Source organism: Saccharopolyspora antiqui (assembly GCF_052246905.1).
GTDB lineage: Bacteria > Actinomycetota > Actinomycetes > Mycobacteriales > Pseudonocardiaceae > Saccharopolyspora.
Genome location: NZ_JBQQBO010000010.1, coordinates 142,218 through 166,907, shown reverse-complemented (window position 1 = coordinate 166,907; position 24,690 = coordinate 142,218). Strand labels below are relative to the sequence as shown.

The window sequence follows — 24,690 nt, the reverse complement described above, 5'->3', positions numbered from 1 at the left end:
CGTCTGATTTCGGTTGTTCGAGGCCGGAAGTCCACGGTCGGATCAGCGCCGATCCAGCACCGTTTCCAGCGCTTCGTTGATGGCCGCGGCGACGTGCGTGATCGCCGGTGGCCGCAATAGCGAGTAGTGGTGGGCGCTGACGCCGACCACGTCCAGCGGTCCGGCAAGGTGGTGGCCCCAACCCAGGTCCGCGAGTCCGGGCGGCGTGTCGTCGACGCCCATGCCCACACCGGAGTTGCGCGGCGCCGAATGATCGGCGCGGACCAGGAGAGTCCTGGTGCGCTCGTCATCCAGCAGCCCGGGTTCGTGGTCGGCCAGCGCCCGCAGGTGTCGGGCGAAGACCGCGACCCGTCGCCGGGCGCTGTCGCGGCGCCCGAGCAGCCGGGCGGATCGCAGCCGCCGGTCGATCTCGTCCCAGCGCTGGTCGGGCGGGAGTTCCCGGATCACCTCGATGACCGCCGAGGTGGCCAGGTCGGGGCCCGCGCCGAGGTCCGTGCCGACGAACCCTTCCAGCGCGCCCAGGAAGCGCCAGGCGACGGCCAGATCTACCTCGTCCGGGGTGCCCCCGATGTGCGTGATGTAGCTCGGGTCGTTGGAGTCGAGCATCACCAGCAGTTCGGTTCGCTCGCCGAGCGCGTGGAGCTGACGGGCCATCTCCTGTGCGAGATCACCGCCCATGGACCAGCCGCCGAGCAGGTACGGCCCACCAGCCTGGGTCCGCCGCACCACGTCGAGGAAGCGCCCGGCCATTCCGACGATGTCGGTGGCGCCAACGCCGTCGACCAGCTCCGGATCGGTCAGCGCGACGACGTCCACGCGGTCGTCGAGCAGCCGGGCCAGTTCGGCGTAGCAGACGACGTCGCCGCCGGAGGGGTGCATCAGGAACAGCGTGCGCTGCCCGCCGCTCGGCCGGACCGGCAACGCGATGTCCTCGTCAGCGACCTCTGCGCTGTTCCAAGTGGACAGATCGGTCGCGAGCCGTTCGACGCGCTGCACGTAGTCGGCGAAGGCCCGGTCGAGCTGATCCGGCGGCAGGACCGGTTCCAGCGCGTCCCACTGCAGCAGCAGCCGCCCGCCCTGCTCCAGCGCCTGGTGGTCCAGCAGTGTCTGGGGTGTCTGGCTGAGCGCCGCGACCTGCGTGCCGACCCACTCCGGATCGTGTTCCGCGCCGATGACGTCCGGCAGGCCCAGCGCGCTGGTGAACACCACCGGAACCGAGACCCGGTGGCCGAGGCGCGACGACAACCCGGCAAGCACCTCCAGACCGGAGAAGTCCCGGTGGTCCAGGTCTGCGAACAGCACCTCCTGCGCGGCCCGGGCCCGGTTCAGGAAGGACGTCGGCCGGGAGTGGTCGACCGCGTGCAGCACCAGCGACGTGAAATCGCCGACCACGTCGGAGACCTGGGGGTGGATGTCCGGGCGGTCGAACAGGGTAAGCATGATCGAGAACCGGTCGCTGCCGGACCACGCCGAGAGCGTTTCGGCGTAGGCGGTGAGCAGCACGGCAGTGGGCGTCACCCGGTGCCGAGCGGCGGCGGCCCGCAACGCAACCCAGGTTTCCCGGTCCAGCGCCGCGGCCCGCCGGACGAACTGAGTTGGTGCTTCGGATTCGCGCACGGGCAGTGCGGGCGCTTCGGGTAGCGAGTCGAGCTTGGCACGCCAGTACTCCGCCGCTTGCTGCCCGCGTTCGCCCCGGTGCCGCTGCTCCAGCGCCGCCGCGCACGAGGCGAAGTCGATGCTGATCTCCGGCAGCGGCTGGTCCGGTGAACGGTAGAAGTGCCGCAGCTCGCGGTCGATGATCCACCAGCTCGCCGCGTCGCAGATCAGCACGTCGACGCCGATGAACAACCGGACCCGACCACCGGGCAGCCGCGCGGCTTGCACCTGCACCAGCGGCCACCGGTCCGGCGGCCCGGGCTGGCGGCTGATGCGCTCGCGCAGCCTCTCCAGCCGAGCCGCCCCGCGCTCCTCCGGCAACGAGGTCAGGTCGTGCACGCGGATGCGGTAGGCGGGCACGTCGTCGAGCACCTTCGCCCGGCCCTGCGGGGTGATGGTGGTCCGCAGCATGGAATGGCGCGCGAGCACCTGGTTCCACGCCCGTTCGTACCGGTCGACGTCGAGGTGCTCGCAGTCGTACTCCACGTAGAAGTGACAGGGCACGTCACCCCATTCGTAGCCGCCGTCGCGGCCCACCCAGTAGGCGTGCTGGACGCGCGTCAGCGGGAACGTGCCGTCCGGGGCCATGACCTCCACAGCGGGTGCGGGAGCGGGTTCAGGTGCTGGGACAGCTGCTCTGACGCGTGCCGCGATGGCACCGACGGTCGGCTGTGCCAGCAGATCGCGTAGTCGCAGATCGACGCCGAAGCGCTCCCGCACCGCCGCCAGCATCCGCGTCGCGAGCAGGGAATGCCCGCCCAGCAGGAAGAAATCCGCCTCGGCCGAGGTCACCGGCGAGCCGAACAACTCGCTCCACAGCTCGGCGACCGCCCCTTCGACCGGATCGGCCAGGCTCCCCGAAGCCTCGACGCGATCGGTGAAGGCGGCCTGCGCCATCCGGTCAGCCAGCCCGGTGGCGGCGATCGCCACCACCGGCGGTGTCGCGCCCGCGAGGATCCGATCGAGTGCGGCCATGCCGGTCTCGGCGTCCAGCGCGTGTTCCAGCACGACCGTGCGGTCCGCTCCCAGCGGTCCGACCCGCCAGCCGTCCCAGACCGCGCTCACCCAACGGGTCGAATCGTCGCTGGCGGACATCGCCAGGGCGTCCAGGAAACCGTTGGCTGCCGCGTACGGCCCCATCCCGATGCCGCCGATCATGGTCGTCACCGACGACATCAGCAGCACCGCGCGAGGCCGCAGCTCGGCGGGGAGGGCGTCGAGAGCAGCGCGCAGCGCGAGCGCTCCGCCCGCTTTGGCGGTGATGTGCGCGCTGACGTGCTCGGCAGTGGTTTCCCGCAGTGGAGTCGCCGCAGTGGTGGCGACGACGCCCGCCGCGTGGATCACGACGTCGAGGTGCCCGTCCGCGGACAGCTCCCGCAGGAGTGCCGTTGTCCCCGGCGCATCCGCGGCATCGAGCGCGCGAACCTCCACCTGAGCACCCGTTTCGGTCAGCCGCCGGATGGTCTGGAGCCGTTGTTCGGCGGTGCTTCCGGGCTCCGGGTGAGCGGGTAGGCCGGTGCGCGAGGTGAGCACGACGCGGTAGCCGTCGCGGGCCAGGTGCGCTGCCGCGGTCAGTCCCACGTCCCCCAGGCCGCCGGTGATCAGCGCGATCCCACCGGATGCCGGTTCGGTCCTGCGCGGTCGCCACGGTACGACGGTCCGCAGCCACCGGGAATCTCCTCGCACCGCCAACTCGCTGCCCGAGGACCGCTCCGCGGTGCTGAGATCGGCGAGCTCGGCCACGACTGCCGCGGCGTCGTCCGCGCCGGGCGGGAGGTCGATCGTCCGCCACCGCAGGCCGCGCAGTTCCTGGCCCAGCACTCTGGGGAGCACGCGAAGCGCGCCTTGCACAGCGTCGGGCCGGTCCCGGCTGTCGACCTGCGCGGCGCCCCTGGTGACCTGGAGCAACAGCGGCGGGATCGGCTCCAGAGCGGCAAGAGCGCGCGCCAGCTCGGCGTGGCGGAGGATTCCGGTAATCACATCCTCGCCCGCGGTGAGCACGAGCACACCGGCGAAGGGCTCGGCAGCGTCGCGGAGTTCATCGAGCGCGACGCAGTCGGCACCCCGCACCTTCAGCTCTCGCCGCACGGCGGCGGCCAGCACATCGTCCGCGGCAGCGGCGAGGATCCAGCGCCCCGCCAAGGAGGTCGGGCAATCGATCGGTGGGAGTTGTTGCCAGCGCGGGATTTGCAGCGGCTCGGTGGCCTCGGGTTCGTCTGCGGTGCGAACCTGGCGGGGCTCAGGGGGATCGATCCACAGCCGCCGCCGTTGGAAGGCGTATCCCGGCGCGGCGATTCGACGACGTGGCTCGGTGCGCTGGGCGGCGAAGTCGATGTCGAGTCCGCGCGCCCACAGCTGGCCGACGGCGTCCCGGACGGCGAGCGATTCGTCGGGTTCCTCCGCGGAGAACGTGGTCAACGCGGCGTGCAGCGCGGCGAGACCGTTGCGCCGCGCGAGACCGGCGAGCGCACTGCCCGGCCCGACCTGCAACACGATCGCCGGGGTCTCGTGGCCGACGGCGGTGCGCAGCGCATCGGAGAACCGCACGGTGTTCCGCAGCTGGTGAACCCAGTGGTCCGCCGTGCTCAACTCCGCGTCCGCGTAGGTTCCGGTGACAGTCGTGACCATCGGAACCGCCAGTGACTGCGGCGACAAGCCTTCGGCAGCGGCCCGAAGCGCTGGCATCGCGGGCTCCACCAGCCGCGAGTGCAGCGCGGCATCGACGCGGAGCAACGTCGATCGGTTGTCGTGGCCCAGACTTGCGGCGAGTGCCTCGACAGCCGGTCGCGGACCGGAAACCACGCAGGAATCGGGTGAGTTGACCGCTGCGAGGTCCACTTCAGGATGGTTCGCGAGCAGCCTGGCGACCTCTGCTTCCGGACGCTGGATCGCAAGCATGCTCCCGCCGCCAGCGGCACGCGATGCCCCGGTGCACCGGACCGCGACGAGACGAGCGGCGTCCGGCAGCGAGAGACCACCAGCCACCACGGCGGCGGTGTACTCGCCGAGACTGTGGCCGAGCACCACGTCCGGCCGCACGCCCCAGGAGTCGAGCAGTCGAGCAGTCGCCAAGGACACCGCGAACAGCGCGGGCAGGCCGTAGGCCGCGTCGCGAACGCGTTCCTGCGCGGCTTCGCCGATCACGGCCTCGCGGATGTCGGTCCCCAACAAGGGGAGCAGCAGGTCAGCGCATTCGTCTACGAAGGCTCGGAAGGCGGGTTCTTCGGTGTAGAGCCGCGAACCCATGCCCGGGTATTGGCTTCCGGCGCCGGGGAACGCGAACACCATGCGTGGTTGCGTCGGCAGGGCCTGCACCGCGGTGCCGTTGCGCAAAGCTGCGGCGATGTCTCCATCGCGCGCGGCACTGGCGAGGCGGTGGGGAAGTTCGGGTCGTCCGGACTGAAGCGTGTGAGCCAGGTCCGCGGCGTTCAGGGGTTCGGCGTCGGCGATGGCGGCCGCGGTCTGCTCGGCCGCCGCGCGGTTGTGCGCGGACACCGTCAGGATCTGCGGTCGAGGATCCGGTTTCGCCGCCGGGCGGCTCGGAGCAGGACCGAGCACGACGTGGCAGTTCGTGCCGCCGATGCCGAACGAGCTGACACCGGCGAACTCCGGGCCCTGCCACGGTTTGGTCTCGGTGATGACCTCGAACGGCGAACCGTCCAGCTGCAGCAGGTCGTTGATCGGTTCGGCGTGCAGCGATGCGGGCAGGATCCCGTGCTGGATCGCCAGCGTGGTCTTGATGAACGAGGCGACGCCTGCCGCGGTGTTGGCGTGCCCGATGTTGCTCTTCACCGAACCCAGCCCGCACCAGGCGGGACCAGCACCGCCGAAGATCCGCCGGAGCGCGGCGGTCTCGACCGGATCGCCCAGCTGCGTGGCGGTTCCGTGTGCCTCGACGTAGCCGACCTGCCGGGGGTCGATACCGGCGATCCCCTGCGCCTCCGCGATCACGCGCGCCTGCCCGCGCAACGAGGGAGCGGTGAACCCGGCCTTGTCGGCCCCGTCGTTGTTGACCGCCGAGCCGTGCAGGACCGCCAGCACCGGGTCGTCGTCGGCCAATGCGTCTTCGAGCCGCCGCAGCACGACGGCGCCGACACCCTGCGAGTAGACGATGCCGCTGCCCTCGGCGGAGAAGGGACGCACCTTTCCGTCGGCGGAGTAGATGCCCTCGGCCACGTGCAGGTAGCCATGTCCCTGCGGAACGATCAGCGACACGCCACCGGCGATGGCGGTGTCGCACTCCTCGTTGAGCAGCGATTGCCCGGCGATGTGCACCGCGACCAGCGACGTCGAGCACGTCGTGTGCACCGCGATGGCCGGGCCGGTCAGGTTCAACCGGTAGGCCACCTGCAGCGGAAGGTAGTCGGCGTGCGTGGCCATCGCGGTCTGCAGGCTGCCCACCGGATCCGCACCTCCGCCGGTCGGGCTCCACCGGTCCGCGAGGTTGCTGGCCAGGTAGGAACTGTGCGCGGCCCCAGCGAAAACCCCGACCGAACCAGCGCCGAGCCCGCCACCGTGCCCGGCCTGCTCCAGCGCCTGCCAAGCCACTTCCAGGAAGAGCCGCTGCTGCGGATCGAGCAGGGCGGCTTCGGCATCGGTGAGACCGAACGGCTCCGGGTCGAACAGGTCCTGCCCATCGATCAGCCCACCGACCGGCACGTAGTCCGGTCGGTTGCGCAGTCGCGGTGGGACGCCACGGACTGCCAGCTCCGCTTGGGAGAACCGGGTGAGTCCTTCGCGGCCCGCCACCAGCATGTCCCAGAACGCGGCCGAATCCGGTGCTCCGGGCAAGCGGCAGGCCAGCCCCGTGACGGCGATCATCGGGTCAGCTCCGCGGCGTGAGCGCGGGCGGCTCGGCGGCTCGACGGTGGCGCAGCGGGCCGCGCGGGTGCTGGTTCCGTGCGCTGTGCGATCACCGCGGCCAGGTCGCGGACCGTTGGGTTGGCCAGGAAGTCGACCACGGTGAGGTTCGGATCGAGTTCCGCGCTGAGCCTGCGTTGGGCTTGGACCAGGGTGAGCGACGTGGCACCCAGCTGGAAGAACTGCGTCGTGGTGTCCACTTCGGATTTCAGCAGTTCGCCGAACACCTTTCGGATGGCTGCCTCGATGTCCACGACCTGCCGCGACGGCGCTGCGGGCGGTGCGGCTACCGGTGGCGGGGCAGCTACTGGTGGTGTGGATGAACGCGCGGCGCGGCTGAAGGTGAGCTCGATCAAGGAGCCGTCCCGCAACCGTTCGGTCGCGCGCAGCCCGGCGGAGGCGGCGGCCGACAGCAGCTGCTTGCCGCATTCCCCGGCTGCCGATAGCGCATCCACCGGGGACAACACGCCGGGGGAGAAGCTGATCGTGACATCAAGACCACGAGCTGCGACGTCGTTGAGCACCGCGTCGAAACCGACGCGTTCGGCCGGTTGGTCAGCTTCGAGGACTTGCCGTGGATCGGCCGACACCGGAATCTCGGCCACTTCTAGCGCACCGGCGTCATCGTTCGCGACGGCCCGCCGATAGGGGTTCCCCAGCGCCTTGTAGTCGATCTTCCCGTTGGCGGTGACCGGGAATTCGTCCATCGTGACGAAGCGGGTGGGCACCATGTACTCGGGAACGTTCTCGCGCACCCGTCGGCGCATTTCCTCGTCAGCCATCTCGGCGTCGGTGTGCCGGACGACGTAGGCCACCAGCCGGGGCCGGTCGTCGGGGCCCGGCACCGATAACGCCACCGACTTGCGGATCCCGGGCAGGCGGTCCAGCACCGATTCGACCTCGCCGAGCTCGATGCGGTGTCCTCGGATCTTGACCTGCCGGTCCAGCCGTCCGAGGAACTCGATCGTCCCGTCGTGGCGCCAGCGCCCCAGATCCCCGGTGCGGTAGAGCCGCAGGCCCAGCTGCGGATGCGTGATGAACCGATCGGCGGTCTGCCCGGGATCCCCGACGTAGCCGCGCGCCAGCCCGCCGCCTCCGATGTGCAGCTCACCGGGCTCGCCGACCGGCTGCGGGCGGCCGTGCTCGTCGAGGATGTGGAACAGCTGTCCCCGCAGCGCTCTACCGTACGGAATGCTGCGCCAGCTGGGATCCACGTCGCCGATGGGTTGGCAGATCGACCAGATCGACGCTTCGGTCGCCCCGCCGAGGCTGACGATCTGCGCGTTCGGGGCGAGCGCGCGCACCCGGTCCGGCAGCGTGACCGGGATCCAGTCCGCCGACAGGAACACCAGCCGCAGCGGTGCGAATGCTTCGCGGGCCAGCTCGGGGTCGACCTCGGCGTACTCCACCAGCATTTCCATCAGCGCCGGAGCGGTGTTCCACAGCGTCACCCGGTGCTGGTGCATGAGTTCCAGCCAGTGGCCCGGATCGCGTTGGCGCTCGGCGTCGGGAACCACCAGAGTTCCACCGACCCCGAGCACGGCGAAGATGTCGTGTACCGACAGGTCGAAGCTGAACGCCGACAGCGCGAGCATCCGGTCATCGGCACCGATCGGGAAGCGGTCGACGAGGTCGTCGATCGTGGTACGCGCGGCCCGGTGCTCGATCGCGACGCCCTTGGGGCGGCCGGTCGATCCCGATGTGAAGATGACGTATGCCAGGTCATCAGGCTCCGGCCGCCGCAACGCCGGTGCCTCCGCCACCGTGCCGGTTGCCGGTAAGCGGTGCACGGTGACGTTCTCAGGCCACTCCACCCGTGCGTCGGGGCCCACCACCGCATGCCGTATGCCAGCCTGCGCGCAGATCGAGGCGATGCGGTTCGTCGGCCACGACGGCTCCACCGGCACGTAACCCGCGCCACTTGCGCCCACCCCGAGGATCGCGGTGATCTGCGCCGAGCTCTTCTCGACGGCGACCGCGACGAGATCCCCCGGACCGACACCGGCCGCGGCGAGCACCGCAGCCGTCTGCGCGGCATTCGACGAGAGTTCCTTGTGGCTGACCGAATTCTCGGCGTCCAGCAGCGCTGGTTCATCCGGACATCGTTCGGCAGCGGCCCGCAGCGGATCGTCGAGCAGCGAGCCGACCGGGCCGAATGGCGCGCACTCCAGCTGTTCCGTCGGCAGGAACGAGGGATCCCAGCCGAGGGCAGTGTCGGTCCAGGCTTCGGGGTCTTCGGTCAGTCGCCGCAACAGCCTGGTGTGGGCGGCGAGCATTCCGCTCACGAAGCCTGCTGGGAAGGCACCGTCGACCGAGTCCCAGCACAACGTCAGCGCGCCGTCTTCGGCGTAGACGATGTGGTCCAGCAGCACCTGCGGGGTCTGCGAGATTCCGAAGACCTCTTCGCCCAGCCACCCCGCGGGAGCATCGTCTCCATTGGACAGACCTAGTCCGCTGGTGAAGACGACCGGGTACTTCGGTGTCGACGCGGCCTCTCCGGCGACGTGCTGCGCCTCCATCCCGGACACCGCCCGGTGGTCCAGGTCGGTCCAGAACTGCCGGTTCGCCCGCGTGGCGTAGTCGGCGAACCCCGACCACCGCGTTGGATCCAGCTCCGGCATCGCGACGAGCGCGGTCGAGGTGAAGTCCCCGACAAGAGAATCGAGCTCGGGATCGTCGGGCCTGTCGAACAGCGTGGTGTTCAGGCAGAACGGTTCGGTCGCGCCCCAGCGGTTCAAGGTGAGCCCGAATGCCGCGAGCAGCACCCCGGTCGGGCTGAGACCGTGATCGGCCGCACGCGCGCGCAGCGCCTCCCACTCCGCTGGTGCCAACCTCGCCGACACCCTGCTGAACCGGTGGTTGCGCACCTGGTCGATGTCGCACGCCAACGGCAAGGCCGGTCCGGGCGGCAGCGATGGGGCGCGTTGCGCCCAGTAAACGCGATCGTTCTCCCGGCGCCGCTGCTCCTCGGGATCGGCTTGTCGGCTGCGAACCACGTCGGCGAACGTCGTGCGGGGTGCGGGCAGCTCTGCTGATGGGTCGTCGACCAGCGCACCCCACTCGGCCAGGAGCTGCATCCACCCGGCGAAGTCCAGTGCGAGCACGTCGATGCCCATGCACACCCGGGTTCGACCGCCCGGCAGCAGGATCGCTTGGATGTCGAACAACGGCCAGCGGTCGGCCGGGCGCACCTGGTGCGACCATGCCTGCCGCAACTCCGCCGCAGTGCGTTCGGCAGTCGCGGCGTCGACGTTGCGCAGATCGGTGATGGGGATGTCGTAGCGGGGTACGGTGTCCAGCACGCGTTGTCGGGCATCTTCGCCCACGACCATGCGCAGCATCGGATGCCGCTGGACGAGCGCGTTCCACGCCGAGCTCAGGCGGCCCAGATCCGCTTCCGGGTCTGCGGTCGGGATGCGGTCGTACTCCCGGTAGAAGAAGGTCGCCACCCCGCCGAGCGGGAACGCCGGGTCGCGGCCGACCCAGTAGGCCGACTGGATCGGGGTGAGCGGGAACGCCCCTGCGGCCTCGCCGGGCTCCACCACGCCGTTGGTGATCGAGCGAACCGTTGCCGCGCCGAGGAATGCCGTGAGCGGGAGGTCGAGATCGAAGTCCTCCCGGAGGCGACGGCGCAGCCGAACCGCGGTGAACGACTCCAGGCCCAACTCGACCAGGGGTGTGTCGGTCTCGATCGCGCTGGTGGGCACGTCCATCACCTCGGCGAGGGCCGTGGCAACGGCGTTGAGGTCGACCGACGGTCCCGTCGGGGTCGCGCTCATGGTCCTCCTTCGGAGATCAGGAGAGGTCGATTGATCACAGAGCGTCAGCGCACTGGACAAATAAAACGACAATCGTTTTCAATTATGCGCCGAACGATCACGATCGTGTCAAGGGGAACCGCGAACAGTGATCTCCGGTGACGCCGAGTCGATGAGAGTGGAGGGCTCGTGTTGGAGCAGTCGGAATCGGCCCTGCGCTGCTACGACCCGAGACCGACGGCCCGAGTGCGGCTGTTCTGCCTGCCGCACGCCGGCGGGGCGGCGAGCTTCTTCCGATCGTGGTCCGCACTGCTGCCACCGGACATCGAGGTCTGCGCAATCCAGTACCCGGGGCGCGAAGACCGCTGGAACGTCCCGGCCTGCGGCACGATGTCCGACCTCGTCGACGATGTAGTGACCGGTCTACGCGATCGGCTCGACCGTCCGTTCGTCCTATTCGGACACAGCCTGGGTGCCACCGTCGCCTACGAGACGGCATTGGCGCTGCGCTGCGAGCTGGGACGAGCGGCGAGCCACCTCCTCGTCTCGGCGAAAGAGCCGCCGCAGCACCATCGTGCGGGCGACTTCCACCGCCGCGCGGACGACGAGCTGTGCGCCGAGCTGCTCCGGCTCATGCCCGACGCCGACGTGCTGGGGGACCCGGAGGTGCGAAGCCTGCTGCTGCCCGCGGTCCGCGCGGACTACCGGGTGAACGAAACGTATCGGCGGCCGAACGCGGCGCCCCCGCTCGACTGCCCGATAACGGCGTTCTGCGCCGACGCAGACACCGAGACGACGTTGGCCGAAGTGCACGAATGGCGGCAACTCACCCGAGGTCGGTACAACGTCGTGGTCCTCCAAGGCGACCACTTCTACCTGGTGCCCCAACGCAATGCTGTCCTCGCCACGATCAACTGCGCAGTGTCAGCCCTACCACCGGACAGTTGAGCCCCTACCGGAAAAGGGCTGCGCGAGCATCCGCGGTGCCCGTGTTGTCGCGCAATCGCTGCTATGACCCTGAGGTTTCCCCTGCCGAGTCCCTTCGGCAACGTGCTGTCCTCGCTGCCCAAGACCGCCCACCCGGGCGCGAAGAAGGCCCTCGCCCAGATCTGGAACGCCGAGGACCGCCGCCACGCCCTGGACGCGGTCACCGCGTTCAAGGCCGCCTACGGCGCGAAGTTCGGCAAAGCCGTCGTCAAGATCACCGACGACATCGACGAGCTGCTCGCGTTCTACGACTACCCGGCCGAGCACTGGGTCCACCTGCGCACTACCAACCCGATCGAGTCCACCTTCGCCACCGTCCGACACCGCACCAAGGTCACCAAGGGACCCGGCTCCCGCGCCGCCGGCCTGGCCATGGCGTTCAAGCTCATCGAGTCAGCACAAGCCCGTTGGCGCGCCGTCAACGCATCCCACCTCGTCGCCCTCGTCCGTGCTGGCGCCCGCTTCGACGCGGGCAAGCTTGTCGAACGACCCGACGAACACACCACACCCACCGCAGTCTAAAAGATCTTCATCCACAGGTATTGACTATTTCTCGTTCCCATGCTTGATCACCGACTCCTGCCAGTCTCGACCCCCGTCCGCAGTGCTCAGGCCGTCGTGTGAGCCGCTGGCGCGGACATCTCGTTGGTCGGCTCGGCCTGCCCGCCGCAGAAGACCTCCGTGACGAGCCGCTGCTTCGCCTGCTCGAACGCTTGGGCCACGGCGGCGAAGTCGAGCTCGGCGTCCCCGTTGGTCAGCGATGCGGTGAGGGTCGTGCTGCCGTCAGGCGTGCTGTACATCAGCGCCGCCCAGCCGGCGAAGCCGCCGTTGTGGTGGAAGACAGTGCCGCCGCAGTCGGTGTCCTCAACGAACAACCCCAGGCCGTAGTGGAAGTCGCCGCTTTTGGGGTGGGGCGTGCGCATTTCGGCCAGCAGCGGGGCCGGCAGGAGCCTGCCGCCCATGAGCGCGGAGATGAACGTGTGGAGGTCCTTGGTGGTCGAGATCATGTCGCCGGCGCTGGAAGCCCAGGAGGGATTCATGCGGGTGACGTCGGCGACCTTCGGCCGGCCGTCGTCCTCGTACCGGTAATAACCGTGGGCGTGCGGGTCGGGGATCTCCGGCGAGGCGTCCGGCACCACGGTGTTCGACAGCCCCAGCGGCTGCAGGATCAGCCGCCGCATCTCGGCGGCGAGCGAGCGGCCGGTGACCTTCTCGATCAGCAGCCTGGCCAGCACGTAGTTGGTGTTGGAGTAGCTCCAGTCCGTTCCCGGCTCGAACTGGGCCGGCTTGGACAACGCCAGCCGGACCAGCTCCTGCGGCTGGTAGGTGCGGGACAGGCTGTCCACGTACTCCTGGCCCTGCACCGGGATCCCCGGCAGGAGGGTCCCGTCGGGGTCGAACTCGCCGGTGAAGTTGAACACCCCGCTGGTGTGCTGCAGCAGCATCCGCACCGTGATCCGCCCGTCCAGCCCGAACCCGGGCAGGGAGTCGACCACCGGGTCGTCCAGCCCGATCGTGCCCTCGGCCACCAGTCGCAGGACCACGGTCGCGACCAGGGTCTTGGTCGTGCTGCCGATCCGGAAGTGCCCGTTGGTCGGCGGCTTGGCGGTCTCGCCCAGCTTTCGCACCCCGGCGCTGCCGACCCACTCCCGCCCCTGTTCGTTCACGCGCAGCTGCATCCCGGCAAAGCCGAAATCGACGATCTCCTGGATGGCCGTCTGCAGTTCCGGGCGATCCTGCCCGCTGGTAGCAGAGCTGTTCTGGTTGACGCTGTTCGTTTCGCTCATGCCCCGAGCGTTCACCCTGACCTCGGGTCAAGGTCAAATCGCGATCTTCGCAGCAGGTTGACCCTGACCTTGGGGCAGGGTGCACAATCATCATGTGACCATGGGGAGTCGGGCCGGCGGCGTCACGATCGGGCAGGCGGCGGCATTCGTTGGCGTCACGGTGAAGACGGTGCGGCACTACCACAAGCTCGGCCTGGTCGAGGAGCCGGAACGCGACAGCTCCGGTTACCGGCGGTACGGATCGGACGAGTTGTTGCGGCTGGTGCAGGTCCGGACGCTGGCTGCCGCCGGGGTGCCGCTGGCGGAGATCGGGCCTCTGCTCGACGCCGACGCCGCGGGGTTCGCCGCCTCGCTCGCCGACGTCGAGCGGCAGCTCACCGAACGGATCGAGGACTTGACCGCGCGGCGCGACAGTCTGCACCGCCTTGCCGGGAGTGACCGGGCTCTGTTGCCCGACCGCGCCCTCGCGGTCCTGGACCGGATGCGTGGCGTCGGGTTCAGCTCGGACTATGTGGCCGGCCAACGGGAGGCCCTGGTGCTGTTCCGGGCGCTGGCGCCGGAGGGTTTGGATCATTTCCTGACCAACCTCGAACACCGGCTGGACGACCCCGAGTACGTCGACCTGATCAAGCGCAGCGTGGCGGCAGTGTCCTGGAAACCCGACGACCCCCGGATCGAGGAACTCGCCACAGCCGTTGCCACCAACCTGCTGGCCAATCGCGAGCTGCTGGCGATGCCGGCAGGCTTCAGGATCGGGCCCGACACCGCCACCCGGTACGGGCTGATCGACCACCACCGCGAAGATCAGGTGCCGGCCTGGGCCCGGCTCAACGCGCTGGTCGAGACCAAACTCCGCTCCGCGGGCGTCCCCATCCCACACCATTGACGGCCGGTGTGGGCGAGGTAGCGACCTATGCGGGCAAGCTTGTCGAACGACCCGACGAACACACCACACCCACCGCAGCCTAAAAGATCTTCATCCACAGGTATTGACTATTTCTCCGCGAACGGCCAGGACATCTACCACGACCTCGAACAGATGACGCGGGTCATGGACATGGCGGGCGAACCGAAGCGGCTGGTCGTGCTCGGCTACGACGGGATGGGCATGTACGTCGAACCCGGCCTCGGCGAAGCGATGCGCGCGACCATCGGCTGGTTCGACCACCACATGCGCGGCACGCCGTTGCCGCCCGTCGTCCCTCCCGGCGACACGGCGATCACGCCCTTGGCCCCGGGGAAGCGGTGCGGGCCGGGCTCGTCTCGGGAACCCCCAATTGGAAACCCAGCTGGGACCCGGCGACCGAACGCTGACGGCCGTCAGCCGCTGCCGAAACACACCAGCGGTCAACGACCCGAACCACGTGAAAGCCTCCCGGCGGAACTGCATAGAGCCACCAGCGTGCGCCGAGTTCTCTCCACTATGGACGCCCCCGGCATCAAGGCGACCTGACTTTCTCTTGGATCGTCTACTGTGGACGCCTTTGACGCGCCCCCGGGGATGCGGAACGCTCGAAGTCGTCCTCGCCGGGGTGTTTTCGTCGGCCAACACCGCGGATGAGCTAGCGATCACGGCTGGGGCTGCTGCGTCGCCTGTCCGCGGGCGACGATCCCCACCAAGTGGTTGGCGAGGAGTTCGGCGAGTTGGTCGGCGAATGTCTCGGCGGGTGCTGGTTGGCCCCACTCGGCCGTGACCTGCGCGGAGACTTCGCTGGGATGGGTGTAGGGCCAGAGCCCGGAGGTCGTGACGACCACTGCTTCGGTGAACTGCGCGGCCGCTGGCTCCGGCAGGCCGACGTGTTCGGCGACCAGCCGGGTCATCCTGCCGTTGTGCTCCGCGGCACTCGTTTTGAAGCCTCGGGCGAACTCCAGGCTGACGTTCCGTTCGAGGACGGTCGCCATGGCGCTGGCGAGCTCGCACAGCACCGGGCGCCGGGCCAGCGTTGTGGCGACCCGTCCGGCGACGGCGACCGCGCGCGCGAAGCCGGGCTCGGCTGCGGCCGGTAGGTCGCGGAGCGCTGCCTCGACATCGTCGAGCGATGCCGCCCACTCCTCGTCGAGCACGGTCAGCAGCACGGCTTCCCGGCTGTCGTAGTAGCGCAGGACGTTCGACTTGGCCAGGCCGACGCGCTCGCTGAGGGCGCGCAGCGTCAGTTCGGCCACCCCGGTCGTGGTCAGGAGTTCGCGCGCCGCGGCGATGATCGCCTGCCGACGCTCCGCCACCTGCGAGCGGCAACCTGTGCCGCTGCGGGGCTTACAACGGGATCGTCGCCGCCATCGACGAGGTCGCGGGAGCGGACCGGTGAAGGACTTCGCCTACCTGCGGCCTACCGACACCGCTGGCGCGATCGCGGCGATCGCCGAGCGTCCCAACGCGAAGTTCCTCGGGGGCGGCACGAACCTCGTCGACCTGATCCGGGAGGAAGTGGAGGCGCCCGACACCGTCGTCGACGTGACGGGGCTTGGTCTGGACGCGATCGTCGAGACGGCGTCCGGAGGTCTTCGGATCGGGGCGGGGGCCCGCAACAGCCACGTCGCCGCGCACCCGATCGTGCGGGAGCGCTACCCGGTGGTGAGCCAGGCGCTGCTCAGCGGTGCGTCCGGGCAACTGCGCAACATGGCGACCATCGGCGGAAATCTGCTGCAGCGCACCCGGTGCCTGTACTTCTACGACGGTGAGTCGCCGACGCCATCATCTACATCGGAATGCCGACGCCGAACTTGTCGAACACAGTCGAAGAGGAAGCTCTCAAACAGCTCGAAGCCGGTGGGCTTCGGGTAGTCCGGATCACCGGCGGAGCCGACGCGGGCGAGCTCATCAGCCAGGCGCTGGATCCGAAGATTCGCCCACGGGCGGTGGAAATGGGCCTTCGCGACGGCGGCGCAGCAGCCGAGAGCGTCGCCAAGATCCTCCACCATTGACACCAACCGGGTGGGGCTGGCGTCGACGGGCGCCAGCCCCATCGCGATGCATGCTGGAACTCGACGGCGGGCACGGTCTTCTCCATGAGCAGACCGGTGCGGTGGTAGCGGCCATCACCGATCTGATCGGCAGAACTGCGTGACAGACAGGAGGATTCGCGCGCCACGCCGTCGAAGCGAGCCTCCCCGGCCCATGCTGCCGCGTGTGGTTTCGAGGTGATCGGCCGCTCGCTCCAACGCGGAAGGCCTAGGCGGGCAGGAAGTCGAGGTCTTCGGCGAGCAGGCTGGTCAGGTCCGCGGTGGAGGTGTGGGGCATGGTTCCCAGGCGGGACGCCTGCCGGGCCACCATCGCTTCGAAGGTCTTGCGCGCCGTGCGCCCGTTGCCGAACGTGCCGTCCTTGGGGATCCGCTCGAAGTACTCGTGCAGCACCTCGCCCGCCTTCGGGTCGAGCTGGTAGTCGTGCCTGTGGCACTGCTGGCGGACGATGGTGACGAGTTCTTCCGCGTTGTAGTTGGCGAACTCGATGGTCTGGTTGAACCGGGACTCCAGGCCGGGGTTGGACGCCATGAACTCCCGCATCTCCTTGGAGTAGCCCGCGACGATCACAACGACCTCTTCGCGGTGGTCCTCCATCAACTTGACCAGGGTGTCGATGGCCTCCCGGCCGAAGTCGGGCCCGGTTCCGCCCTTCTGCGAACTGAGTGTGTAGGCCTCGTCGATGAACAGCACGCCCCCGAGCGCCTTGGTGAACGCCTCGGTGGTCTTGATCGCGGTGCCGCCGATGATCTGGGCGACCAGGTCGGCGCGGGCGACTTCCACCAGATGCCCGGAACTCAGCACGCCGAGCTCGGCGAGGATGGCGCCGTACAGTCGGCCCACGGTTGTCTTGCCGGTGCCGGGTGCGCCCGCGAACACCAGGTGGCGGCTCATCGGCGGCACGGACAACCCGGCCTGCTGGCGGCGCTTGGCCATCTTGTTCAAGTCGACCAGGCTGGCCACGTCCCGTTTGACGCCGTCCAGGCCCACCAGCGCGGTCAGCTCCTCGAACGGCTTGCTGGTGGTCGGCTTCGCGGCTGGGCCGGATCGCGCAGCACGCTGCTCGCTGGCCGACGGTGTGCCCGGTTCCGGAGCTCCGCCCTGCGGGCTCGCTGTGCCGTGCGCATCCGGGAAGCCGTTGCCCGTGCTGGTCAGGTCGGTGACGTTCAGCGCGGCGGAGGCAACGGCCTGGCGCAGCCCGGCGCCGCCGTTGTCGCGCGCCGTGCAACGTCGCACCAGGACGTCGTTCTCGGTGTGCACCCGGATGCCGTCGCCGTCGTTTTCCAGGAACTCGCAGGCGGTGATCTCGGCGCGCCCGGAGGCCGCGACCTGGATGCCGTGGGCGTCGCCGGAACGGAACCGGCAGCGGGTCAGCGACACGTCGGCGTCCGCGCCGACCACCGCACCGTCCTCACCGCTGCCGTAGACGTCGCAGTCCTCGAACAGGGCCTGCCCGGCTTGGACGACGGCGAGCCCGGCACCGGCGGCGGCCCGCACGCTGCACCCGTCGACGCGCGCGCGGGCCTTGCCCGAGACGAGCACACCGGCGCCGCCGCTTCGGTCGATCTCGGCGTTCTCCAGGTTCGCCCGGCCGCCGTCGACGATTTCCACGCCGACACCGCCGCAGTCGTGCACCCGCAACCGCCGCAGCCGGGGCTCTGCCTCGGAACGCACGGTGACGCCGGATTCAGTGCAGGAGCTCACGGTGAGGTGGTCGAATTCGAAGGTGGCGCCGTCGGCGATGCAAACGCCGGTGCCGGTCACCTCCGACACGGTGCACTCTGCGGCCAGTCCGGAAGAACCGGTGGTGACCCGGATTCCGTATTTCGCGCTCCGCCGGATCTCGCATTCCGCGAGGGTCGCGGTGGTCGCCCCGGCGATCAGGACCCCGTCCGCGCCCGCGTCCTCGACGGTGCAGGCTTCCATCCGCGCCGATTCCGTGGTGGCCAGATAGAAACCGACGCCGTCGGTGCCGCGCACGGCTACTCGCCGCAGGGTCGCGGCCGCCTGCTGCTCGACGGCGACGGCGGGCTTGGTCGCGCCGCTGACCGTGAAGTTCTCGACGGTCGCCTGGCCCTGACCGTTGAGGCAGATCCCGTTGCCGTCGGCGCGTTCGGCGCCGCCGCCGCGCACGTCCATCCGCCCCTGCTCGGCCACCACGATCGCGGAGGTGCCCAGATCGTGCAGACGGCAGTCGTCCAGCGAACTGCCGTCCGGGGAGGTGACCACCACGCCCGCGCCCTGGGGGTTGCGGACCTGGCAGCCGCGCATCGCCAGCGTGCCGGACCCGTACGCGTAAACCGCCGCCCACGAAGCGCCCTCGATCTCGCACTCGGTCAGCGCCAGCCGACCCTGGCCCACCACGACTGCCGACTGCTCGGAGTCGGCGCAGCGGATGGTAATGCCGCTGATCGTCGCGGCACCGCCCGCCAAGGCGACCGCACTGCCCTCGTCGACGCGGATTTCCACCGTCCCCGGCCCGTCTTCGGCGGTGATGGTCACCGCTCGCCTGAGCACCAGGCGCTCGCGGTAGGTCCCGGAGCTCACGTTGATCACGGAGCCCTCGGGAGCGGTCGCGACGGCATCGGCGATGGAGCGCTGGCAGCCGGGCATGACCGGCGAAACCGAGATCATCTGTGGCTCATCCTCGGGGTGCGGTCGTGGCGTTCGGGACTTCGCCGCCGCCTTGCCGCTGCGAAGGCAGGTCCTCGGTGCTCGCCCGGACCGCAAGCCGTCCTTCCAGCTGCGCCGCCGCCAGCTCCAGTCGGGAACGACAGCCGGTTCGGGCGAACAGGCGCGTCAGGTGGCTCTCCACGGTCTTCTCGCTGATCCCCACCACGGCCGCGATCTGGCGGTTGGTGAAGCCGTCGCTGACCAGGTCGATGATGCGCATCTCCGTGCCGGAGAAGGACGTCTGCCGAGTTCGGGACCGGGGCAGTGGCACACCGCGTTCCCGCATCAGGTCGTACAGCGGACCGCGACCGCGGGTGCACCCGAAGCGGTGCGCGAGCTCGTAGTACTCCTGCCGCCAGGGTTCCGGGTCGGAGCTGAGATCGCTCACCAGCAGGTACCCCATGGCCGCCCGCGGCTGGTCGCCGCGTTGCCGGGTCAACTCCAGGCCCCGCAGCGCCTGCTCCCGGTCCTGGTGCAGCAACGCCCGCATGAAAAGCACCGCCTCCCGCGATGAATCGGACCTGAGCTGGTCGTCCAGGCCTTCCAGTTCCGCCAGCAGGCGGTCGGCCAGCGGCCGATCCGTTTCCCGCCACGCGTACCTGATCAACCTGGTCAGCAGGCGCTCCAGACCGGCGAGCACGCCGCGTTCGCGGTGCCGGAGGTAGTCGCGCCAGCCGACGCGCAGTGCGTCTTCCCGATGTCCCAAGTGGTACAGCAGGCCGCACCGCACCCAGCTCACCAGGTGACCGCCCGCCATCGCGCGGGGAATCCGGTCGAGCCACCCGGCGGCCCGCCGGAAATCGCCTCGCGTGCAGCAGATCTCGGCGGCGAACACCCGGGCCAGGTGCCGGGCGGTCCCGCCGTGGCCGTCGCGGTGGTCGGCTTCGATCCGGCGCGCCACGGACAGGGCCGTGTCCCAATCCCCGGCGTGGTAGGCGCGCAACACCTGCTGGTAGCCCAGCAGGCTCCCGCCGCCCGGGCGGCCGTAGGCCTCGCCGAGGATGAGCTCCAGCGCGGTGGCGTAGTCGCTGAGCGCGCCGGCCTCGCGCAGCCGTTCCTGGTCCACCTCGCGCGGCGGGTCGTCGGGCTGGTGCCAGGCCGACCACGCCTGCTGGAACTCCTGGTGGCTGCCGCTGACCGCGTTCAGCAGCACCAGGACCTCGCCGAGGTCGACGACGTGGCGGTCGGCGTGCGGGGCTTCCCGTTGCCACCGGCCGAAAACCGTGTTGATGATGGTGGCCGCTTCGCGGACCCGCCCGCCGAACACCGCGGACAGGAACCGGCGGATGTCGGCGTCGAAACCGGACGCACCGCCCAGCACGTCGAACATGCCGATCGAGTCCCGGATCTCCGCCGGGCGCTCCTCGTGCATCAACGCGGACAGCCAGCAAGCGCCGATGTCCACGAGCAGCGCCATCCGCTCCCGCTCGGCGCGGTCGTCGTCGGTGCTCGCGGCGAGGACCAGCGGCGTGACCAGACCGACGTCCCGGGCCAGTTCGCGGTACTGGCCCAGCGACATCCGCAGGCGCAGCAGGGTCCGCACCAACCGCGGCCACCGGGGGTCGGAGTGCGGCAGCCGTTGCAGCGCGCCCCGGTACCAGGTCGCGGCCCGGGCGGCGTCGCTGTCCGCGATCCGGTCGGCTTCCGCGACGAGGATGTCGCCGCACAGCGGGGAATCCGGGTCCGCCCCGGCCTGCGCCAGGTGGTTGGCCAGCAGCGCCCGGTCCACCGCGATCCCGCGCTCGACGCGGCTGAGCATCCGCTGGGCGAGCGCGGCGTGCACGGTGCGCAGCAGGCCCGGGTCGATCGCCTGCCGAACGGTGACCGCGAGCGCGGGTACCGCGAACCACACCCGGCCCTGTTCGTCCACGCGGAGAATCCCGTCGGCGACCAGCTCGTCCAGCATCCGGCCGGTGCATTCGAGGTCTTCGGCAACGGCCTCGGTCACCACCGCGAGGTCGTCCACGGACACCGGATCCCAGGACGCCAGGATCGCGGCGAGACCGTGCGGGCCGTCCCCGAATTCGCACATCGAGCGGACGAGTTCGTGGTCCTCGGGCAGGGCCACCGGCTCGTGCGATGGGGAGAGGCAGTAGTGCCCGTCGACGACGACCAGCCGCCCCTGCTCGTGCAATGCCTGCACAGTGGACAGCAGGGTGCCCGGATTGCCGTACAGCGGACCGAGACCGGTGCGCAGCGCGTCGACCGTGAGCGGATCCAGTGCCGCCCCACCGGTGGCCGCGCCCCACTTGGACAGCAGCGCGCGGGCGTCGTCGGCGGGCAGTGGCGCCAATTCGACGATCTCGTCGGCGAGATCGAGGAACTGCGCCGGGGTCGGGGTCGGCCGGGTCGACACGACCACCAGGCACTCTCCCGCGCGCAGCGCCCGGACCAGCGTGCCGAGCGCGACCGCCACCAGCGGTTCGGTCCGGTCCACGTCCTCGATGACCAACGCGATGCGCCGCCGCCGGGCGATCCGGATCACCGCGCGGCTGAGCTCGTGCATCATGGCGAGCAGGTGTCGCTGCGGGTCTTCGGCGATCAGCTGCCGCCGCGCGGTCGCTTCGGCGACCGCTTCGAGCAGGTCCGGATCGAGGCCGCGGTCGACGTACCGCCGCACCGCGTCGAGCAGTGCGTCCAGCAGGCTGGTGTCCGGGTGCTGGGCGGCGCTCAGCGAGATGATCTCGAAGCCGTCCCGCCGCCAGTCGGCGGTGACCGCCTTCAGCAGCGCCGTCTTCCCCTCCCCGGGGCGGCCGCGCACCACCAGCAGGGCACCGGTCCCGAACTCAGCGGCGCGGTCGAGCCTCGCCCGTTGCTCGTCACAGCCGAGCACCGGTACGCGTTCCCGCGCCATCGGGCTCCTCACTTCGATCTGCCGCTGTCGGGTCACGGACGGTCGCCGGTGCGATACTGCGAATACCCTGAATCGGTCTTCGGGCGCATACCCTGTTGATACTGGTCCAGGCCACGGTTGCGCGGTGTGACGATGCCAGCGTCCACCTAGGTCGAGGGATATCCCTCGCGTAGGCCACAATGCTGACCCATGGAACCGGAGCGCATGGGGCCGTGCACGCAGGGTTCGAAGTGAAGCGGGGAACGGGGGCGGCGCCCCAATCGAACGCGCCGGACGGCGCGGCATTCCTGTCCGAATCGGTGGTGGACGCCGGTTGCGCCGCGGGGCGGGGGACCGGGCCACCGCGTCTGATCGGGCGCGACGACGTCATAGCCGAAGTGGTCCATTCCGCCCGGGACTGCTCGCCACCGCTGACCGTGGTCGTCGGCGACGCGGGTGTCGGTCGCAGTGCGATGCTGGCCGAGGTGCGCGCCGCGCTGGCAGGCGGTCCGACCCGGGTGTTGGCCCTGCGGGCCAGCGCGCATGATCAGCATACCCGGTACGGCGCGCTCTACCGGCTGCTGACCGACGTGGACGAACCGGCGGCCAGGGCCGGACGAAGCGGGCGGATGTCGGTGCTGGGACTGGTGGCGAAGCTCAGCGCCATCCCCGATCCGCGCGATCCCCGGGCCACCGCGGTGCAGTTGGCGTCGGCGGTTTTCTCCGTCGTGCGCCGCCATTCGCCGATGGTGGTGCTCATCGACGACGCGCAGTGGCTGGACGAGGCAACGGCATCGCTGGTGGAGCCGTTGGTCCGGCGGTTCGTCCACGTGGGCTGCTCGATCGTGCTGACGGTGCGGTCCGACGCGATGCCGAAACCGGGTGCTGGCACGGCGATTGCCGACGCGATGCGCCGGCTGGGCGAGTCCGGGCTGCTCCGACTCGTCTCGCTGCGCCCGCTGACCAGTCGGCAAAGCGGTGCGATGATCGCCGAGACGCTCCAGGCCATTCCGGACTCCCAACTGGTCCACGAACTGCACACGGCGAGCCGGGGCAACCCGTCCGCCCTGGTGTCGGGGATCAGCTGCTACCGGAAAGTGGAGGCGCTGCGGATCACCGACCGGCACGCGTACCTGATTCCGGCCATCGACCGGCCGGTTCCGCACACCTGCCACCAGTTGCTGGCGCGGGTCCGCGAATCCGGGTCGCTGGCCTGGCCGGTGGCCCGGGCGATGGCGGTCCTCGCGCCACTCGGTCCGGCCGCGCCGCGGTTGGTGGCCGAATGGGTCGGGTCGGACGAGCGGGCCGTGCGTGACGCGCTCGCCCTGCTGGAGCGCCGCCACGTGCTCCTCCGGCGGCGCAGCGCCGACCGGAACAGGTTGTGGGGCTGGCGGTTCCGGATTCCGATGGTGCGCGCGTTGGTCGAGTCTTGCCTCGGTCCCTACGAACGCCGTCGGTTGTCGGCATTGGCGGTGACCGCGCTCTGGAACGGTGCGGCGCAGGCGGAGGACCCGCACTTCCTGCCCGACCGGCTGGTCGGCGCGGGAAAACTGGTGGACCCGCAGCGGGCGAGCCTGGAACTGCTCGCCCTCGGCAGCGCGGTGATGTTCAGCGATGGTCCGCGGGCGGCCCGCTGGCTGCGGGTCGCGGCGGACCGGTCCTCGGACCCGCATGCGCGCGCGATGGCGTTGTTCGCGCACGCCTCCGCGTGCGTGGCCCACAACCGAATGGCCGAATCCCTGGACAGCGCGCGCACCCTGCTGCAGGACCATTCCGCCGAGTTGTCCGACGATCGGCTGCAGGAAGCCCTGAACGCTTACGTCCTGTCGCTCGTGCGGTGTGGGGATCATGCGGAGCTGACCCGGATCGCTGAGGAGGACCCGCCCCCGATCCCCGGCGGCCCAGCCGTCCGAATCGTCGCGAAGGCGCTCGCGTTGAGCCTGCTGAAGCGCTGGGAGGAAAGTTGGCGGCTGCTCAACGAGACGTACGACATCTGGAGCCGCGCCAACGATGTCACCGCGGATTTCGGGAACCAGTTCCGCAGCGGTGCGGGTGTGCTGCTGGGCGAGCCGCAGGAACTGTTCCGGTTCGTCGCCGAGCCGGAGCGTTGGCGCGCGCACGACCAGCCGCAGCACCGGTTCTCGCAGGTCCGCCACGAGCTGAAGATGCTGCTCATGCTCGGGGAGCTGGACCGGGTGCGGGAGGTGGCGGACTCCTACGGCCTGGTGCTGGAGCAGTTGCCCGATCCGCTGCAGTTCATGGTGCGCTGCCTTCGCGGTGACTGGCACCAGGCGATGGACGTCGCTCGGCGCGGCATCGCCGCCCGGATCCACCTCGGTTGTCCGGTGGAAGGGCCGATGCTGCACCTCGGCGCGGCCCGGGTGCTGATCGCGAGCGGCTGGCTCAGCCGGGCCCGCCAGATCATCGAGCTGGGGCGTCAACACGACCTGGAGTACCTCTTCGACAGGGCCGACGCCGCGGTGCTGTCGACCCTCGGCGAGAACGACGACGTCGTCGGCTCGCTGCGCGACGCGCTCCGGAAAGCTGAGGAGGGCGGCTACGAAGTAGGCACCGAGGACATGTGGGCGGAGCTCGCCCACCACGAACATCTGGCGGGGCACCACGAGGAGGCGAGCCGCGCACTCGATCGCGTCCGGCGGCTGGCCGAGCGGATGGGGACCGGCCGCGCCGAACTCTGCCACCTGGTCACCAGGGTGCAACTGCTGGACGACCAGGCGAGCGCCGAGGCCGCGGTGAAACTGGCACGGGACCGCGCGCAGCCGTACGAGTCGGCGGTGACCTTCACGCGGCTAGCCGTGCACGGCTTCCGCACCAGCGAACTGCTCTCCGAGGCGTACGAACTCTGCGGAGATCTCGACGCGCTGCTGCTGCGCGCCCAGATGCGGCAGACCATGCGGGTGCACAACGTGCCGGTGCCCGGCCGAGCCGCCACCACGAACGAGAACGAGCGGCTGCTCGCGGTCCTGGTCACCGAGGGGCTGACCAATCGCCAGCTCGCCGCCGTGTTCGGGACCACCGAGAAGAGCGTCGAAGGACGGCTGACCCGGATGTTCGCCCGCAGCGGCTACCGATCGAGGGTGGAACTCGCCGCGGCCATGCTCACCGGCGAATACCAGGGCTGAGAACGCCGTCGGTCCACGAGCCGCACCAACGCTC

At 70.1% G+C, this 24,690-nt stretch carries 11 protein-coding genes and 1 pseudogene; 6 read left to right on the top strand and 6 right to left on the bottom strand.

Translation table 11 applies throughout. From position 1 onward, the window contains the following. Positions 1 to 42 precede the first annotated feature (42 nt). Complete coding sequence (locus ACTWQN_RS18110; protein WP_443204665.1) at positions 43 to 6,477, bottom strand: SDR family NAD(P)-dependent oxidoreductase; 6,435 nt, start codon at positions 6,475 to 6,477, stop codon at positions 43 to 45. Further along, positions 6,474 to 10,295, bottom strand: a complete 3,822-nt coding sequence (locus ACTWQN_RS18105) for a non-ribosomal peptide synthetase (RefSeq protein WP_443204664.1) — start codon at positions 10,293 to 10,295, stop codon at positions 6,474 to 6,476. Before ACTWQN_RS18105 ends, ACTWQN_RS18110 begins: the two co-directional genes overlap by 4 nt. A gap of 168 nt (positions 10,296 to 10,463) precedes the next feature. On the opposite strand from ACTWQN_RS18105, the gene ACTWQN_RS18100 reads away from it, so the two are divergent. Both ACTWQN_RS18100 and ACTWQN_RS18095 read left to right on the top strand, forming a co-directional pair. Further along, positions 10,464 to 11,222, top strand: a complete 759-nt coding sequence (locus ACTWQN_RS18100; protein ID WP_443204663.1) for a thioesterase II family protein — start codon at positions 10,464 to 10,466, stop codon at positions 11,220 to 11,222. Between the two features lie 99 nt (positions 11,223 to 11,321). Then, positions 11,322 to 11,783: pseudogene (locus ACTWQN_RS18095) on the top strand (transposase); the annotation flags it as partial. Between the two features lie 86 nt (positions 11,784 to 11,869). On the opposite strand, the gene ACTWQN_RS18090 reads toward ACTWQN_RS18095, so the two are convergent. Next, the gene (locus tag ACTWQN_RS18090; protein ID WP_443204662.1) at positions 11,870 to 13,048 is read right to left on the bottom strand and encodes a serine hydrolase domain-containing protein; all 1,179 of its coding nucleotides are present in this window, start codon (positions 13,046 to 13,048) and stop codon (positions 11,870 to 11,872) included. Between the two features lie 100 nt (positions 13,049 to 13,148). On the opposite strand from ACTWQN_RS18090, the gene ACTWQN_RS18085 reads away from it, so the two are divergent. Then, entirely contained in the window at positions 13,149 to 13,934 is a 786-nt protein-coding gene (locus tag ACTWQN_RS18085; protein WP_443204661.1) for a MerR family transcriptional regulator, read from the top strand. Between the two features lie 153 nt (positions 13,935 to 14,087). Then, on the top strand, positions 14,088 to 14,501 hold the full coding sequence (locus ACTWQN_RS18080; protein WP_443204660.1) for a hypothetical protein: 414 nt from the start codon (positions 14,088 to 14,090) through the stop codon (positions 14,499 to 14,501). Between the two features lie 116 nt (positions 14,502 to 14,617). On the opposite strand, the gene ACTWQN_RS18075 is transcribed toward ACTWQN_RS18080, so the two are convergent. Next, positions 14,618 to 15,271: a TetR/AcrR family transcriptional regulator gene (locus ACTWQN_RS18075; protein WP_443204659.1), complete on the bottom strand. Its 654-nt coding sequence runs from the start codon at positions 15,269 to 15,271 to the stop codon at positions 14,618 to 14,620. A gap of 79 nt (positions 15,272 to 15,350) precedes the next feature. Between ACTWQN_RS18075 and ACTWQN_RS18070 the strand changes: the two genes are divergently transcribed. Further along, positions 15,351 to 15,830 (top strand): FAD binding domain-containing protein, encoded by a 480-nt coding sequence (locus tag ACTWQN_RS18070; protein ID WP_443204658.1) that lies wholly within the window; start codon positions 15,351 to 15,353, stop codon positions 15,828 to 15,830. 387 nt (positions 15,831 to 16,217) lie between these two features. On the opposite strand, the gene ACTWQN_RS18065 is transcribed toward ACTWQN_RS18070, so the two are convergent. Beyond that, entirely contained in the window at positions 16,218 to 18,641 is a 2,424-nt protein-coding gene (locus tag ACTWQN_RS18065) for a right-handed parallel beta-helix repeat-containing protein (RefSeq protein ID WP_443204657.1), read from the bottom strand. Positions 18,642 to 18,648: 7 nt separating this feature from the next. After that, positions 18,649 to 21,534 (bottom strand): helix-turn-helix transcriptional regulator, encoded by a 2,886-nt coding sequence (locus ACTWQN_RS18060; protein WP_443204656.1) that lies wholly within the window; start codon positions 21,532 to 21,534, stop codon positions 18,649 to 18,651. Between the two features lie 230 nt (positions 21,535 to 21,764). Here ACTWQN_RS18060 and ACTWQN_RS18055 point away from each other — a divergent pair, with 230 nt between their 5' ends. Beyond that, positions 21,765 to 24,656 (top strand): AAA family ATPase, encoded by a 2,892-nt coding sequence (locus ACTWQN_RS18055; RefSeq protein WP_443204655.1) that lies wholly within the window; start codon positions 21,765 to 21,767, stop codon positions 24,654 to 24,656. Positions 24,657 to 24,690 lie beyond the last annotated feature (34 nt).